Source organism: Marinobacter sediminum (genome assembly GCF_016820575.1).
In the GTDB taxonomy this organism is placed as follows: domain Bacteria; phylum Pseudomonadota; class Gammaproteobacteria; order Pseudomonadales; family Oleiphilaceae; genus Marinobacter; species Marinobacter sediminum.
This window is the reverse complement of sequence record NZ_JAEMQH010000005.1, coordinates 1-15,664: the sequence shown is the minus strand read 5'-3', so window position 1 is coordinate 15,664 and position 15,664 is coordinate 1. Positions and strand designations below refer to the sequence as shown.

The 15,664-nt window shown below is 55.3% G+C and carries 11 protein-coding genes; 7 read left to right on the top strand and 4 right to left on the bottom strand.

What is annotated here, in order from left to right:
- Window positions 1-2 precede the first annotated feature (2 nt).
- From argS to FGO67_RS16100, 3 genes are all read right to left on the bottom strand, one after another.
- Window positions 3-1,688: an arginine--tRNA ligase gene (gene argS, locus FGO67_RS16110; RefSeq protein WP_203301702.1), complete on the bottom strand. Its 1,686-nt coding sequence runs from the start codon at window positions 1,686-1,688 to the stop codon at window positions 3-5.
- A gap of 127 nt (window positions 1,689-1,815) precedes the next feature.
- Window positions 1,816-3,252, bottom strand: coding sequence for a hypothetical protein (locus FGO67_RS16105; RefSeq protein WP_203301701.1), 1,437 nt, complete (start codon window positions 3,250-3,252; stop codon window positions 1,816-1,818).
- 504 nt (window positions 3,253-3,756) lie between these two features.
- Window positions 3,757-5,931, bottom strand: a complete 2,175-nt coding sequence (locus FGO67_RS16100) for a primosomal protein N' (RefSeq protein WP_203301700.1) — start codon at window positions 5,929-5,931, stop codon at window positions 3,757-3,759.
- A 261-nt stretch (window positions 5,932-6,192) separates the two neighbouring features.
- Between FGO67_RS16100 and rpmE the strand changes: the two genes are divergently transcribed.
- Both rpmE and FGO67_RS16090 read left to right on the top strand, forming a co-directional pair.
- Entirely contained in the window at window positions 6,193-6,417 is a 225-nt protein-coding gene (rpmE, locus tag FGO67_RS16095; protein WP_041341598.1) for a 50S ribosomal protein L31, read from the top strand.
- 219 nt (window positions 6,418-6,636) lie between these two features.
- Complete coding sequence (locus FGO67_RS16090) at window positions 6,637-7,902, top strand: malic enzyme-like NAD(P)-binding protein (RefSeq protein ID WP_203301699.1); 1,266 nt, start codon at window positions 6,637-6,639, stop codon at window positions 7,900-7,902.
- A gap of 85 nt (window positions 7,903-7,987) precedes the next feature.
- Here the strand turns inward: FGO67_RS16090 and FGO67_RS16085 are convergent, their stop codons facing one another.
- Window positions 7,988-10,456, bottom strand: coding sequence for a penicillin-binding protein 1A (locus tag FGO67_RS16085; protein WP_203301698.1), 2,469 nt, complete (start codon window positions 10,454-10,456; stop codon window positions 7,988-7,990).
- Window positions 10,457-10,650: 194 nt separating this feature from the next.
- Between FGO67_RS16085 and FGO67_RS16080 the strand changes: the two genes are divergently transcribed.
- The 5 genes from FGO67_RS16080 (at window position 10,651) to FGO67_RS16060 (ending at window position 15,568) form a co-directional block, all read left to right on the top strand.
- Window positions 10,651-11,715: a pilus assembly protein PilM gene (locus FGO67_RS16080; RefSeq protein ID WP_203301697.1), complete on the top strand. Its 1,065-nt coding sequence runs from the start codon at window positions 10,651-10,653 to the stop codon at window positions 11,713-11,715.
- The gene (locus FGO67_RS16075) at window positions 11,715-12,281 is read left to right on the top strand and encodes a PilN domain-containing protein (protein ID WP_203301696.1); all 567 of its coding nucleotides are present in this window, start codon (window positions 11,715-11,717) and stop codon (window positions 12,279-12,281) included. The genes FGO67_RS16080 and FGO67_RS16075 overlap by 1 nt, the downstream gene beginning before the upstream one ends.
- Window positions 12,278-12,889: a type IV pilus inner membrane component PilO gene (locus tag FGO67_RS16070; protein WP_203301695.1), complete on the top strand. Its 612-nt coding sequence runs from the start codon at window positions 12,278-12,280 to the stop codon at window positions 12,887-12,889. The genes FGO67_RS16075 and FGO67_RS16070 overlap by 4 nt, the downstream gene beginning before the upstream one ends.
- A 2-nt stretch (window positions 12,890-12,891) precedes the next feature.
- The gene (locus FGO67_RS16065) at window positions 12,892-13,440 is read left to right on the top strand and encodes a pilus assembly protein PilP (protein ID WP_203301694.1); all 549 of its coding nucleotides are present in this window, start codon (window positions 12,892-12,894) and stop codon (window positions 13,438-13,440) included.
- 64 nt (window positions 13,441-13,504) lie between these two features.
- A complete protein-coding gene (locus FGO67_RS16060) occupies window positions 13,505-15,568 on the top strand; it encodes a type IV pilus secretin PilQ (RefSeq protein ID WP_203301762.1) in 2,064 nt (687 codons plus the stop codon).
- Window positions 15,569-15,664: the final 96 nt, after the last annotated feature.

Sequence of the window (15,664 nt, the reverse complement as noted above, 5' to 3'; positions counted from 1 at the left end):
GCTTACATCTCTTCCGGAGCGCTGACACCCAGCAGGTCGAGCCCGTTGGCAATCACCTGGCGGACGGCGAGGTAGAGGCTGACGCGGGCATCGCGAACAGCGGTATCCTCAATCAGCACCTTGTGGGCGTTGTAATAAGTGTGGAACTGGCCAGCCAGCTCCCGCAAGTAATGCGTCAGGTGGTGCGGTTCACGTTGGGCCGCCGAGTTCGCAATCAGTTCCGGGTATTTGGCCAGTTGGTTGGCCAGGTCCTTTTCCTCGTCGAGGGTCAGTAAGGACAAGTCGCCAACACACTCGTTGAGCCCCCGTTGAACGCCCTCTTCCGACAGTTTCCGCAGGACACTGCAGATCCGGGCATGGGCATACTGAATGTAATACACCGGGTTTTCATTGGTCTGCGAGCGCGCCAGATCGATATCGAAGGTCAACTGGGAGTCAACCCGTCGTGCCGCCAGGAAAAACCGGGTGGCATCCCGACCCACTTCATCGATCAGGTCCCTGACTGTGACATAGCTGCCTGCGCGCTTGGAAATTTTCACTTCCTGGCCTGAGCGGGTCACCATCACCATCTGGTGCAGAACATAATCCGGCCAGCCTTTCGGAATACCGGCGTCCAACGCCTGCAATCCGGCACGTACCCGGGTCACGGTAGAGTGGTGGTCTGCACCCTGTTCATTGATGACTGTGGAGAAACCACGCTGCCACTTGTCCAGGTGGTAAGCCACATCCGGCAGGAAGTAGGTGTAGCCACCGTCCTTCTTGCGCATGACTCGATCCTTGTCATCGCCAAATTCTGTGGTCTTCAGCCACATGGCGCCATCATGCTCATAGGTGTAGCCGTTTTCCCGCAGGCGCTTTACCGCAGACTCCACCTTGCCTTCCTCGTACAGTGAGGATTCCAGGAAATACACGTCAAAGTGCACGCCAAAGGCTTTCAGGTCGAGATCCTGCTCCCGGCGCAGATAGGCGACGGCGAACTCACGAATCGCATCCTGGTCCTCAGGGTCAGCTTTGGCGGTGACTTCACGATCGTCCGCTGTGACCGTTTCGCCGGCCAGGTAGGCGTTGGCGACGTCGACGATGTAGGCGCCGCGGTAGCCATCGGCGGGCCAGCTGTCATCTTCAGGCGTCAGACCTTTCACTCGGGACTGCACAGACAGCGCCAGATTGTTGATCTGGGCGCCAGCGTCGTTGTAGTAGAATTCGCGGGTTACCTGGTACCCGTTGGCCTCGAGCAGTCGGCACAGGCAATCGCCGATCGCCGCACCGCGACCGTGGCCAACGTGCAGAGGCCCGGTGGGGTTGGCCGAAACGAACTCCACTTGCACTTTCTCGCCTTGGCCAGTCTGGTTGCGACCAAACTGCGTGGACTGCTCGAGGATGGTGTTCACTACTTCGAACGCGCTGGCGGTGCTCATGAAGAAGTTAATAAAGCCCGGGCCAGCAATCTTCACCTTATGGACAGCATCACTTTTCGGCAGCTTCTCGATCAGCGCTTCGGCCAGCTTCCGGGGCGGGCAGCCCGCCGCTTTTGAGGCTACCAGGGCTATGTTGCAGGCGTAATCCCCGTGCGACTTGTCCTTGGTGTTGCCTACTTGGGGCGTGAAGGCCTGGTCTGCAGGCAGAGTGCCCTCGGATTGCAGGGCGGCCAGTGCGGACTGGAGCAGATCGGAAACGGTCTCTTTCATGCTGTCGAATGACTCGGTTTACTGGAGAATTGGCGTTAGGGCAGAGAGCCCGCTGAAAATAGGAGCCGGGTATTATCGCGGAAACTGGCGTTGCAAGCAAAAAGCCCGGCTGATGCCGGGCTTTTTTTCAAAGGGTGATTGATCGTTCTATGGGGGCTCCTCCGTACGGTGAAGGAGGCGTGAGAGTGACGGTCAGCCTCGGAGTTGTTCCCAGGTCATCGTCTTGTCCTGCCCGAATGCATTGCGAAATTTCGTTAGCTGCAACGTATGAGTTTTCCACAGCATAATCGGGGGTGGACGATATGATCTCCCCGTCCTCGATTGAAAATGCTATTGAGGTGTCTGTTGGCAGAGGAACTCTCTGGCCTCCGGCAGTGGCCCCGCTCGCGGTAACGCAATACTCGTCTGGGTTGCCAGATGGCGCAAGCACAGCTTGTATGCCTGCGTCGCTGGCCATGACGATATAGGCTTGATCCCAGATCGTCACTGGGCCTTCGGTGCAATTTTGGGTTCCTTGATTAAGGCACCCGGACCCGTCGTAGGTCCCATTGGGGGCATCGTAGGAACTGTTGCCATTGTCGTCGAAAAATTGGTCAGAGCCCGCGGTGAACGATCCGTCTGTCGTGAAGTCCATATAGGCTTCTCCCGCTTCAAAAGTGATCGAAGAGTCTGAAACAAATTCTCCGTCATCGAATTCATCGTTGCTATTTAGGTCACGAAAGCTTTCATCACCGACAGAACGAGCCAAGATCGCAACTCGCCCACTGGCAGGGCGTGGATCAGTACTGGTCCAGGTGACAGTGCAGACGCCGCTAGCGTCAAGAACGCAGTAGTTTTCTATCGATCCGCCTGTAGTGGTAAAGGCGACTACAGTATTTCCTTCCAGATTGTTGTTGTTGAAGCGGTCTGCGGCGTTGATCGTAATCGTTACCTTTTCATTGTTGTGAAACTGAGCATTTGGCATGAACTTATCGATGCTCATGGAAAAGCTGTCTTGGTCGGGTACGAAGGCATTGATGGAAATTGGCGATGAAATGGTTGAGGCAGTGCTGCCATCTTCCCGCTGGATGGTGGCAATAACCCGAACGACGGTATTTTGCTCTCCTGCAATCACTCGTGTCCGAGCTGTTCCGCCGGATCCCGAGGTTGTCGAAGTATTCTCGAGGCGAACATCTTCCGTGCTCGAGTTTGCCTGGCTTGAGTAGCTGAGGGCGAAAGTAACATCAGCTCCTTTTACCGGGTTGCCGGTCTCGTCAACGACATTAAAAGATACGACTGAGTTGCTTGGTCGTGCGGAAGTTGCATTGCCTGATGGTGCGATAGAGTTTGGTTCAGGTGTGTTGCCAATCAAGTTGTACGCAAATGCTTGGGCAATGTTGAGAGTGATTTGTGCTGTTGAGTTATCTGGGCCAAGAGCCTTTATTGTGTCATCGCCAGCACAGCCGTTGGCTTCGTACTCGACCTCAACAAGTCCCGACGTAGTTGACGCGGGACTGTTTATTAATGATTCGCCGGAGGAAATGCATCGCGAAGTAAAAGTAATTTCTGTTTCAGTGCCTGCCATCAACTGATTTCCGTTTCCGGCATCTACAGCAGAAACTGCAAGTGTGGTGATCCCTCCCGCGCTGATGCTTCTGGTAGCTGCGTCAATTTGCCCTTCGACAAATGAAGCATCTGATCCAGTTCCAAGAGCCACAGAGGCGCTGGACGCGGTCCCATCAGTTGATGAGTCTTCGGATGTTCCGCTTTGGGAACTTGACCCACTAGATCCAACGTTCACAATCGGGCTGGACCCATCATCCCCGCCGCAGGCAGCAAGTGTGAATGCAAGCGTCAATACGGACGTTCGCGCAAGGAATTTCCCTGACATATCCAATCTCCATGTTTTCCATTTGGGTGTTGCGGCTATCCATAACGTGATTTCCCTGCGTGAGAATCACATATATGATTTCTGCAATTAAATAAAGGTTAATATACTAATTGGATCTTAGCACATGGCTAAAATATGCAAATCGGAAGGCGGCGTCGCAGTGTCAAATAATGTGAAAAGTGTCTGATTTTTGAAGGCTTACCCAGTTTCCTGCGGATCAACATCAATCATCCACTTCACCTTGCCCTGGAGCTTGCGTTGGTCCAGTTGGTTGCAGATGTCTTTCAGCAGGACGTTCAGTCGCTTTCTATTATCGGCGTTCAGAATGAGCTGAGAGCGGTGCCGGTCAGCGCGGCGGGCGATCAGTGCCGGAAGCGGGCCCCAGACGTCGATACCCGGTGCCTGAGCCAGTGGCTTAATCGAGTCCAGTAGTTGGAGTCCCTGCTCCATGGTGTCGGCTTCGGCCCGGAAAATGGCCATCGCGCGGAAGGGCGGGAACTGCCCGGTTTCGCGCTCTGCGAGTAATTGATCGGCCATGTCCAGGTACCGGCCCTTGCAAAGGGTTTGCAGCAGGGGATGATCGCTGTGGCAGGTTTGAACCAATACCTTGCCGGGCACCAGGCCTCGTCCCGCCCGGCCGCTCACTTGCAGGAGGGTCTGGAGCAGCTGTTCCGGTGCCCGAAAGTCGACGCTGAACAGGCCGCCGTCGGCATTAACCACCACCACCAGGGTGACGCCCGGAAAGTCATGGCCCTTGGCCAGCATCTGTGTGCCGACCAATACACACGGTTTGCCGGTATTCACGGTGTCGAGGATTTTCTGGATGCTGCCCTTGCGCTGGGTGCTGTCCCGGTCAACCCGCACGATGGGGGTGTCGGGGAAGGTGGCGGCAAGAATGTCCTCGGTCCGCTCGGTACCCTGGCCGACCGGTTTGAAAGCATCGCTCTCGCATTTTGGGCAGTGTTTCGTGGCGGCTGCCTGATAATCGCAATGGTGGCAGCGCATGGCGCGATCGCGGCGATGATAGGTCAGGCGGGTGTCGCATCGGGGGCACTCGACCATGTGGCCGCAGTCAAAGCACATCATGACCGGCGCAAATCCTCGACGATTTACAAACACCAAGGCTTGCTGGCCGCTATCAATGGTTTGCCTGATGGCTTCAAGCGCTGGCTGGGACAACCCTCCTTCCAGAGGTCGGGAGCGAATATCCAGAAGGCTGATGGTTGGGGGCAGGGCGTTGCCCGCCCGCTCCTCCAGGCGTATCAGCTGGTATTTTTGCTGTTGGGCGTTGTGATACGACTCCAGGGAGGGGGTTGCTGAGCCAAGTATCACCGGGCACGCGTTCAGGTGGGCCCGATACACCGCCATGTCTCTGGCGGAGTAGCGAAAACCTTCTCCCTGTTTGTAGGAGCTGTCGTGTTCTTCATCGACAATGATGGCTTTTAGCTTGGTAAAGGGCAGCACTACTGCAGAACGGGTGCCAATTAGAATGACCGGCTCACCGTTTCGAATTTTCAGCCAGGTGGACAGTCGTTCGCCATCGTTCAGTGCGGAGTGCCAGACCACTATGCGGTCGCCAAAATAGTGCCTGAAGCGTGCGACGGTCTGCGGCGTAAGGTTGATTTCCGGCACCAGTACCAGGGCCTGTTGCTCTGCCTCCAGGTTGGTTTTTAAATAATGAAGGTAGAGTTCGGTTTTTCCGCTTCCGGTAATGCCATACAGGAGAGACGCGCCAAAGCCATCGCTGGGGCGTGCTAGCTGGCTGACAGTCGCTTGCTGAGCGGGCGAAAGTTGTGGCGTTCGCTGATGGGCTTCCGGGGATGTGATTGATTGGTGCCCGGTGTCATGACTAACCACCGCTATTAACTGCTTGTCCTCAAGTGCCTTGATCTGGGCGCGGGTGTAGCCTGCTTGGGTGATCTCTTCTTCCGGAACCCCGTCCGGTTTCTCTGCAAGCCAGGCCAGCAAGGCCTTTTGTTTGCGGGCATTGGGGGGCAGTGTGTCGGGTGAGCCGGTCGCGATCCACCACACTTTGGGTTTTTCCTTGGCGGGTCGTCCTCGCCTCAGCGCTGTCGGGAGTGCCGTGAACAGGCATTCGCCTAGAGGATGTTGGTAATAGTCGCTGGCCCAGCTGAGCAGTCTGAACGTTTCCGCAGGCAGGGCTGGCCAGTTTTCCGCTGCCGAACTGACCGGCTTGATTGTTATGCCCTCAGGGGGCTGAACGTTCGTGTCGACGACCAGGCCGGTGGCCTGTTGCCGACCGAATGGGATTTGCACCCTTTGCCCCGGGGTCAGTGATAGCCCCTCCGGAATGCGGTAATCAAAGAGCCGTCTCAGTGGTCGGTTCAGGGCGATTCGGGCGATAGACGACACAGATTGCTCCAGAGCAGGTCGGGGGTCACGGTATGTGCGTATCCTTTATTGTCCGGCTCATCGTCCAGAACAGCGGATTCAGGAGGGTAGGGCATCCCTGTATGCTTGCCTGATGGCGGAATTACAAGTAAGATTCGCGGTCTGTTTTAGACAGGGCTCGATTGTGCCCCGTCTTCTTAATTGATTCAAATATGCGGTGCCTGGCGCCCGGACTCACAGAGTTCCGCGATCGGGTAGCGGCATAACCTAACGAGGTTCGCCATGAGAGAAGGTATCCACCCCAAGTACGAAGATATCACCGCAACCTGTTCCTGCGGTAATGTTGTTAAGACCCGTTCCACCATCGGACACGACCTGCAGCTGGATGTTTGCTCCCAGTGCCACCCGTTCTACACCGGGAAGCAGAAGGTTATGGATACCGGCGGTCGTATCGATCGGTTCCAGAAGCGTTTCGGCGGCCGTATCGCCGGTGGCAAGAAAGACTGATTTTTCTTGCGTCGCCAAAAAAGCGCCCATTGGGCGCTTTTTTTGTGCCTGTTAAAAGCTGCGTCGTGCCTGTGTACATACGCAATTAGCACTATTGACTGATCGAGAAATGGTCCGAGAGCACTTGTCGTTTGGGGATGGTCGAGCCATAATGGCGCGCTCCGCTGAGCAGTGCTTTGCGGTTCATTACCTTTAAACGTGACAAACGGAACAGTGGCAATGTCTCAAGATCTGAAAGAAGCAGCCCTTGAATATCACGCCAAGCCGCGGCCTGGTAAGCTGAGTGTTGAAATCACCAAGCCAACCAAAACCTCCCGCGATCTCTCTCTGGCGTACAGCCCCGGGGTTGCCGAACCGGTCCGCGAGATCGCAAAGGACCCGGAGAACGCGTACAAGTACACCGCCAAGGGAAACCTGGTGGCTGTCATCTCCGACGGTTCCGCGATTCTTGGTCTGGGTAACCTGGGACCGCTGGCAAGTAAGCCGGTAATGGAAGGCAAAGGCGTACTGTTCAAGCGCTTTGCCGGTATTGATGTTTTCGATATTGAAGTCAATGCCGAGAGCCCGCAGGCATTCATCGAAACCGTTGAGCGTATTGCGGATACTTTTGGTGGCATCAACCTGGAAGACATCAAGGCGCCTGAGTGCTTTGAGGTTGAGCGTGCACTGATCGAAAAGTGCAATGTGCCCATCTTCCACGATGATCAGCACGGCACGGCCATCGTAACTGCAGCAGGCATGATCAATGCCCTTGAGTTGCAGGGCAAGAAGATTGAAGAAGCGAAAGTGGTGTGCCTCGGTGCAGGTGCTGCCGCAATCGCATGCATGAAGCTGCTGATCAGCTGCGGTATTCGCTCTGAGAACATTTTCATGCTCGACCGTAAGGGTGTGATCCACTCTGGTCGTGATGATCTGAACCAGTACAAGGCAATGTTTGCCAATGATACTGAGCGGCGCACTCTGGATGACGCCATCGACGGCGCAGACGTGTTCCTAGGTCTTTCAGGTCCGGATCTGCTGACTGCAGATCAGCTGAAGAAGATGGCGCCCAACCCTATCGTGTTTGCCTGTTCAAACCCGGATCCGGAGATCAGCCCGGAAGTCGCATTGGCCACCCGTGATGATCTGATCATGGCGACTGGTCGCTCCGACTATCCGAATCAGGTAAATAACGTACTGGGCTTCCCGTTCATCTTCCGCGGTGCGCTGGACGTTCGAGCCACTGCCATCAATGAAGAGATGAAGGTGGCTGCCGTCAACGCCATTCGTGAGCTGGCCAAGGAGCCGGTGCCGCAGGAAATCTGCGAAGCCTACGGCGTAGACAGCTTCGAGTTCGGCAAGGAGTACATCATTCCTAAGCCGATGGACGTGCGCCTGCTTGAGGTAGTACCTGCGGCGGTAGCTCGTGCGGCGGTTGATTCCGGTGTTGCGCGCAATCCGTACCCTGCGCACTACCCGCTGAAGTCCATGGACGACATTATTTAACGGTCGTTCAGTAAGAAAAAAACCGGCGGTGATCCCGCCGGTTTTTTTGTGTCCGAAGATTGCTGGTGCTCGCGCTACGCCGCGGTCAGAAGATTTGCCGGGAGTAGTCGTCCGGGCTGCCGTTGCGCTCATTCTCATCTTGAGGTGAAAGTGGCGCGGGCGCATCCTCTTCCTTGAACACCTCAAAGACACCTTCTTCACCCGGTCTGGCTCGCTTGCCAGTCTCGGGATTGATGCGCACGTTTACGATGCCGTTGGGGCGGGGCATTGTTGCTGACGGTGCATTCTCCAGGGCCACTTGCATATAGTCGACCCAAATCGGTAGTGCGGTGCTGGCGCCAAATTCCCGCCGCCCTAATGGGGCGGGCTGGTCAAAGCCGACCCAGGTGGTGGTGGCAATGTCGTGGTTAAAGCCGGCAAACCAGGTGTCTTTCTGTTCGTTGGTGGTGCCGGTCTTGCCCGCAAGGTCGTTGCGACCGAGCGCCTGGGCTCGACGTCCTGTTCCCCGGCGGATTACGTCTTGCATCATGGAGTGCAGGATGTACACCGAGCGCTCATCGGCCAGTCTCGGCATGACTCTGACCTCTGGCTCCTTGCTGGTGTCTGCAAGTGAGGCCGGCTCGTCAGTCCCGTTCTTGCTTTCGCTGTCAGTTATTTGCGATTCGCAGTCCTGATCGCAAAGAACAGTTTTCGGCGCTTCGTAAATTATCTCGCCATTGACGTCCTGAATCTGTTCGATCAGATAGGGTTGAACGTCGTAGCCACCGTTGGCGATCACCGCAAGTCCACGGGCCAGCTCCATGGGCGTGAGTTGTCCGCTGCCCAGCGAGAGTGAAAGGTTGTCCGGCATGTTGTTAACCGGAATCTTCAGTTGTTTCAGGTAGTCCAGGGTGGTCTGGATGCCAACATCCCGAAGTAGCCGGATCGAGACAATGTTGCGGGAGCGGTAGAGCGCTTCGCGCAGGCGAGTCGGGCCGTAGAACTGGCCAGATGAGTTCTGCGGACGCCAGGCTGTCTCCAGTTCAGAGTCATCAAACACGATGGGGGCGTCGTTGTAGATAGTTGCCGGCGTCAGGCCATTCTCAAGTGCCGTTAAGTACAGGAACGGTTTAAAGGTTGAGCCTGGCTGTCGCTTCGCCTGGATTGCGCGGTTGTATTTACTTTGCCGGAAGCTGTAACCACCTGCCAGTGCCTGAACCGCGCCAGTATCGGCATCCAGAGAGATGAGCGCACCTTCTGCCCGTGGCACTTGCGCCAGGGCGACGCGCGGTTGTGTTGTTGAGTCGCTGATATCTCCCGCTTGCGAGTTGGCCCGTACGTAAACGACGTCACCGACCGATAGCACGTCTGTCGGTTTCTCGGGTTCGGGGCCGCGCAGGTCTTCAGTTTTGTAGCGTCGCGCCCAGGTCATGGTCTCGAACGGCATGATGGCTTCACCGATACCTCGGACATGGACTTGGACGTTTGCGTGTTCGTCGCTGATGTCCGTGACTAGCGCAGGGAGGAGTTCGGCCACTTGCGGATAATTGAGGATCAGCTCCGCTGGGGTGCTGTCCTCCAGTGTGTCCTCATCGATTTGGCCAATGGGGCCTCGGAATCCGTGCCTGCGGTCGTAAGCTTCCAGGCCTTTGCGTAGGGCATCTGTGGCCGTTTGCTGTTTACGGCTGTCGACCGTCAAGGTGACTCTATAGCCGTCTGTATAGGCGTTATCTCCAAACCTCCGAACGATTTCCGAGCGCGCCATTTCCGCCACGTAGTCTGCGTCGACTTCGGCGTCTGTTGCATTGTAGTCAGCTGTTAATGGGGCGGAGATGGCAAGGTCGTGCGCATCTGGCGTGATGTAGCCCAGGTCCCGCATGCGTCCAATGATCCAGTTTCGCCGGATCTTGGCGCGATCCGGATTCGCCAGCGGATTAAACGACGAGGGTGCCTTCGGCAGGCCAGCAAGCATGGCCATTTGGGCCAGTGAGAGTTCTTCGATCGGTTTGTTGTAGTAAACCTGTGCCGCTGCAGCGATCCCGTAAGCTCGATTGCCGAGGTAGATCTTATTCAGATAGAGCTCGAGAATACGGTTTTTGTCCAGTTCGCGCTCGATCTGAAGAGCCAGAAGTATCTCGTTGAACTTCCGAATAAAGGTCCGGTCCCGTGACAAAAAGTAATTTTTTGCAACCTGCATTGTGATGGTGCTGCCGCCAGACTGGATAGAGCCTGTGGAGATTAGTTCGATTGCAGCCCGCGCCAGGCCTTTGATGTCGACCCCAGCATGCTCGTAAAACCTTGAGTCCTCAGCCGCTAAAAACGCTTGTAACTGAATTGTTGGGATCTGTTCGATTGTGATCGGTGCCCTTCTCTTTTCACCGAATTCTGCTATTAATCTGCTGTCTTGGCTGTAAATTCGCAGCGGCGTCTGCAGCTTGATGTCGAGCAGTTGTTCAACCGGCGGAAGGCCAGGGCGAAGGTACAGATAAAAGCCTGAGGTAACGATTATGGCGACACTCAGTCCGGTGAGAAATAACCATGCGAAAAGGCGAGATGTGCGCAACAAATGAGACATTTTTTTCTGACAACTGTTGGATATAGGTCTATCATTTGAGAAATTGCTTTAGGAAGGATGAGTCGCTTCACCGCCGCAATGCTTCTCAACTAAGAGGAAAAGGCATTGTAGACGGAAAACTGAAGAAATTCTCTTAAATAAAAAACACATAAGTAACTTAACCGGGTGCATCTAACCAGGTATAGGGTGAGCGCGTGTTCGGATTGTTCGGAAAGAAATCCAGTGCAGTGCTGGGCGTGGACGTTAGCTCCAGTTCGGTCAAACTTCTGGAGCTGTCAAAGCAGGGCGGCCGCATAAAGGTCGAAAGCTACGCGGTGGAGCCATTGCCGGCTAACGCCGTCGTCGAGAAAAATATCACGGACGTCGAGGCAGTAGGTGAAGTGCTCAAGCGCGTCGCCTCTAAATCGCGCACGGGTGTGAAACAGGTTGCCGTGGCCGTCTCAGGCTCTGCCGTGATCACCAAGCTCATCCAGATGGATGGCGGCCTCAACGAATTTGAGATGGAAGACCAGATCGCCCTCGAGGCCGATCAGTACATTCCATATCCGCTGGATGAAGTTGCAATCGACTTTGAGGTCCAGGGCCCGTCGGAAAATAACCCCGATCAGGTTGATGTCCTCCTGGCTGCGTGCAGAAAGGAAAACGTCGACATACGCGAGGACGCGCTAGAGATTGCCTCGCTGGCCGCAAAAATTGTTGATGTCGAAGCCTACTCCCTTGAACGTGCTTATACCTTGATTGAGCCGCAGCTCGATTCCCAGGGCGAAGAGCTGGTCGTGGCGATAGTCGACGTCGGTGCCACCATGACCACGCTCAGCGTTCTCGCGGAGGGCAAGACTGTTTATACCCGAGAACAGATCTTTGGTGGCAAGCAGCTTACCGAAGAAATTCAGCGTCGCTACGGACTGTCGCTTGAAGAGGCGGGCCTCGCCAAGAAGCAGGGCGGCTTGCCCGACGACTATGAGTCTGAAGTGTTGATGCCATTCCGCGAGGCGGTGGTTCAGCAAGTAGCGCGGGCTTTGCAGTTCTTCTTTGGCGCGAGCCAATATAACGCAGTCGACTATGTTGTTCTGGCAGGTGGTACTGCCTCGATACAGGGCCTGACAGAAATGGTCGAGGAAAAAACAGGAACGCCGACTTTGGTCGCCAACCCGTTTGCCGACATGGCAGTAGGGTCCCGGGTGAATGCGTCTGCGCTGAGTAACGATGCTCCCTCGCTGATGATTGCCTGTGGCCTGGCAATGAGGAGCTTCGACTGATGGCAAAGATTAACCTCAGGCCCTGGCGCGAAGAGCTCCGGGCAGAAAAACAGAAGCAGTTTGTGGTCATGATTCTGGGCGCTGCAATTGTTGCCGGCGGCCTAGTGTTCCTTTGGAAGTCCGACATGGACAGCCGGATTGCCTATCAGCAATCCCGTAATGCCTATATTGAAACCGCTACCAAGAAACTTGATCAACAGATCCGCGAAATCGAGAGCCTCAAGCAAAAGCGGGATGAGCTTTTGGCGCGCATGCAGGTGATTCAGGATTTGCAGGGTAAGCGGCCCGTGATTGTTAGGGTCTTCGATGAGCTGGTGCGGACCTTGCCGGATGGGCTTTACTATACAGATCTTAAGAGAGCCGGCGACCGCGTTAGCATCGTGGGTATGGCGGAATCGAACAGTCGCATCTCCACGTTAATGCGTCAGTTTGAAGAATCTCTTTGGTTTGCCAATCCAAATCTGTCGAACGTGTCGGCGGCAGATAGCCGCCGCGCCGGATACAGCCAGTTCAATCTATCGGTGCAGCAAAAAACACCCGAGCCCGAAGCGGAGGATAAGAAATGAGCCTCGCGGACTCACTCAAAAGCCTGAACGAATTTGATATCAATGATCTTGATGTCAATAACGCGGGAATCTGGCCTGGGCCGATTAAGGCCATCGTGGTGCTAATCATTGTTGGATTGATTGTTGGTGGCGGTTACTGGTTCTTCATAAAGGATCAGTACGTGCGCTTAGAACAGGTTGAGAGAACTGAGGCAGATTTGCGTCAGAAATACGAACAGAAGGCCTACCAGGTCGCTAATCTGGAGGTCTTCAAAGCCCAGATGGCAGAAATGGAGGAGACCTTCGGCGCTCTCGTTCGCCAGCTGCCCAGTGAAACGGAAGTTCCTGGACTTCTGGAAGATATTACCAATACGGCACTGGGAAGCGGTTTGTCATTGCAGGAAGTGAAATTGCAGTCTGAGCAAAAGCGCGATTTTTACTCCGAGCTACCGATCAACATTCGTGTCTCCGGTTCCTACCACGAGCTGGCGACATTTGTGAGCAGCGTGGCTAGCTTGCCGCGAATTGTGACCCTTCACGATTTAACCATCAAACCAACAGGCGGAGACGGAGACCAGCTCGATATGCAAGTTGTCGCCCGTACTTACCGCTACCGGGCTGGAGAATAAGCATGGCAGCAAAGCATGCGGGAAAAGCCTGGCTGGGTGTGTGTCTTATGTCCCTTTTGACGGCGTGCTCCCAAGGCAGTGGTTTCTCGGACCTCGACAAATTCATGGCCGACACGCGAGCCAAGCCGCGGGGGCACGTGGAACCGCTCCCAGAGTTCAAGGCGTATGAGGCGTTTAGTTATTCGGCGGCGGATCGAAGGGCGCCGTTCGAGCCGCCTGTAGACGTTCAGTTGACCATGGTTGACGAGCAACCAGTCAGCAATGTCGAGCCTAATTTGGACCGCCCGAAAGAGGTCCTTGAGAATTTTGATCTCAAGCAATTGGACATGGTCGGCACGCTACAAGGTGCATCGGGCAATCTTTTTGCTTTAATTCAGGATGCAGTTGGGGGAATTCATCGAGTTCGCACCGGTAATTACATGGGACAAAATTACGGGCGCATCATTGGCGTGAATGAAACCCGAATCGAGTTGATTGAGATCGTTCCGAATGGCCGGGGTGGTTGGGTTGAGCGGCCACGTTCCCTGACTCTGGACGAGGAAGAGGGCTAAGGAGCGGCACATGAAAAATCAAAGAACCATGCACGAACAAAAAAGTTTAGGGTCGAGGCTAGCGATGTTTAAAAAACTCAATGTATACGTCGGCGTGATTGCTTTTGGGTTGTTGTCCGGCCTGGCCAATGCGGTCACGCTGGAAGACGTGTCATTCTCATCGCTGTCAGGAGACCGACTGGAGGTTAAGCTTGCCTTCGATGGCGAACCTCCCGAACCGACGGGGTACACGATTGAGCGACCGGCTCGAATTGCCGTGGACCTGCGCGATACCACCAACGGGCTCGGCAGTCGCAGTATTCCGCTGGGCTCAGGCAATGCTCAGAGCATGACAGTCGTTGAAACCAAGGACCGGACGCGCCTGATCTTTAACCTGGTCGAACTGGTTCCCTATGACACGGTCAGAAGTGGAAACTCCCTGGTGATGACTCTTGGGGGCGATGCAGCTGACGTCGCATCGACCGCATCAACTGGCTCAGCGCCGCGAGCGAGCTCTTCCCCATCTCGTGCAGACACTCTTGCCGGAGTTGATTTCCGTCGCGGCAAAAACGGAGAAGGCCGGGTAGTGGTCGATTTGGGCAGCGAGAGTACTCCGGTGGATTTGTCTGAATTGGGTGGAAAGATTCGACTGACCATGTCGGGCCTTTCAGTGCCAGAAAATCTTCGCCGTCGTCTTGACGTGACCGACTTTGCGACTCCGGTAAATCGAATTGATACCTTCGTTCAGGACGGGAATGCCATTGTAGAAATTCGACCGGAAGGTAACTATGACTACATTGCATACCAGTCTGGTAGCCAGTTCACGGTCAGTGTTGAAAAGCTGACTGAGCAGGAGGCGGAGGCGCGTCGTGAAGAGAAGTTCCCGTACACGGGTGAGAAGCTCTCCCTGAACTTCCAGGACATTGAAGTGCGCTCTGTGCTTCAGTTGATCGCAGACTTTACCGGGTTGAACCTGGTCGCCAGTGATACGGTAGGTGGAAGCATTACCCTGAGGCTTCAGAACGTGCCCTGGGATCAAGCGCTGGACCTGATATTGAAAACCAAGGGTCTCGACAAGCGGCAGATTGGTAACGTGCTCCTGGTAGCACCCGCCGATGAGATCGCCGCGCGTGAGAAGCTGGAGCTGGAAACAACCAAGCAGATTGCGGAACTTGCGCCGGTTCGTCTGGATATCATCCAGGTGAATTATGCCAAGGCTGCAGATGTAGTTGCCTTGATTGAGGCGGACAAAGAGCTTATTTCCGACCGCGGGTTCGTCTCTTCGGATGTGCGGACGAATACCATTAGCGTGCGGGAAACCACAGAGAAGCTGGAAGAAATCCGCCGACTCGTTACTACCTGGGACGTTCCAGTTCGCCAGGTATCTATCGAAGCCCGGATCGTTCGTGCTCAGACCAACGTTGCCGAAAACCTCGGTATTCGCTGGGGCGGTGCCGCTTATAACGTGAGTGGCGATAACGTCTTCTCAGTCGGTGGGTCTCAGCAAGCTGTCGGAGAAGCCCGTGATGCAGCTGGTGGCGGCAGCAACACCATTACGTTCCCGGGAGCACTGGCAGTGGATCTGGGTGTAACGGGTGAGGGCGCGTCCTCTTTCGCTCTGGGTTGGGGCAGTGACGACTTCCTGGTCGACCTGGAACTCTCCGCATTGGAAAGTGACGGTCAAGCGGAAGTTGTATCGCAGCCGAGAGTTGTGACGGCGGATCGCCAGACAGCCTCGATCAAGTCGGGTGAAGAAATCCCTTACCAGGAAGCCTCCTCAAGCGGCGCCACCTCGGTATCCTTCAAGGAAGCGGTATTGTCGCTGGAGGTGACTCCGCAGATCACGCCTGATGATAAGATCATCATGGATCTGGTGGTGAATCAGGACTCTCGTGGTGAAGTCACTGCGGGTATTCCGTCCATCAACACCAATGAGGTCACCACTCAGGTGCTGGTTGGCAACGGCGAAACAGTGGTGTTGGGCGGTATCTTCCAGTCTGAGGTGGCCACCCAAACCACCAAGACACCGTTCCTTGGCGATATCCCGTACCTCGGTCGTCTGTTCAAGCGGACTGAGCATGTGGATGAGCGCAGTGAACTGCTGATCTTCATCACGCCCAAGATCCTGAAGAACGATCTGATCCGCTAACGTCGGGCTCAGATAAAAAAAAAGCCGCCGGGTAAGACCGGCGGCTTTTTTGTGTCTGAATGTTCAGCAATTGCGCGGGAAATTTATGGAATCAGA

Bases quoted from the DNA above. Each gene is read 5' to 3' on its own strand.
- argS (WP_203301702.1), bottom strand. From the start codon at position 1,688: ATGAAAGAGACCGTTTCCGATCTGCTCCAGTCCGCACTGGCCGCCCTG.
- FGO67_RS16105 (WP_203301701.1), bottom strand. From the start codon at position 3,252: ATGGCAGGCACTGAAACAGAAATTACTTTTACTTCGCGATGCATTTCC.
- rpmE (WP_041341598.1), top strand. From the start codon at position 6,193: ATGAGAGAAGGTATCCACCCCAAGTACGAAGATATCACCGCAACCTGT.
- FGO67_RS16090 (WP_203301699.1), top strand. From the start codon at position 6,637: ATGTCTCAAGATCTGAAAGAAGCAGCCCTTGAATATCACGCCAAGCCG.
- FGO67_RS16085 (WP_203301698.1), bottom strand. From the start codon at position 10,456: ATGTCTCATTTGTTGCGCACATCTCGCCTTTTCGCATGGTTATTTCTC.
- FGO67_RS16075 (WP_203301696.1), top strand. From the start codon at position 11,715: ATGGCAAAGATTAACCTCAGGCCCTGGCGCGAAGAGCTCCGGGCAGAA.
- FGO67_RS16070 (WP_203301695.1), top strand. From the start codon at position 12,278: ATGAGCCTCGCGGACTCACTCAAAAGCCTGAACGAATTTGATATCAAT.
- FGO67_RS16065 (WP_203301694.1), top strand. From the start codon at position 12,892: ATGGCAGCAAAGCATGCGGGAAAAGCCTGGCTGGGTGTGTGTCTTATG.
- FGO67_RS16060 (WP_203301762.1), top strand. From the start codon at position 13,505: ATGTTTAAAAAACTCAATGTATACGTCGGCGTGATTGCTTTTGGGTTG.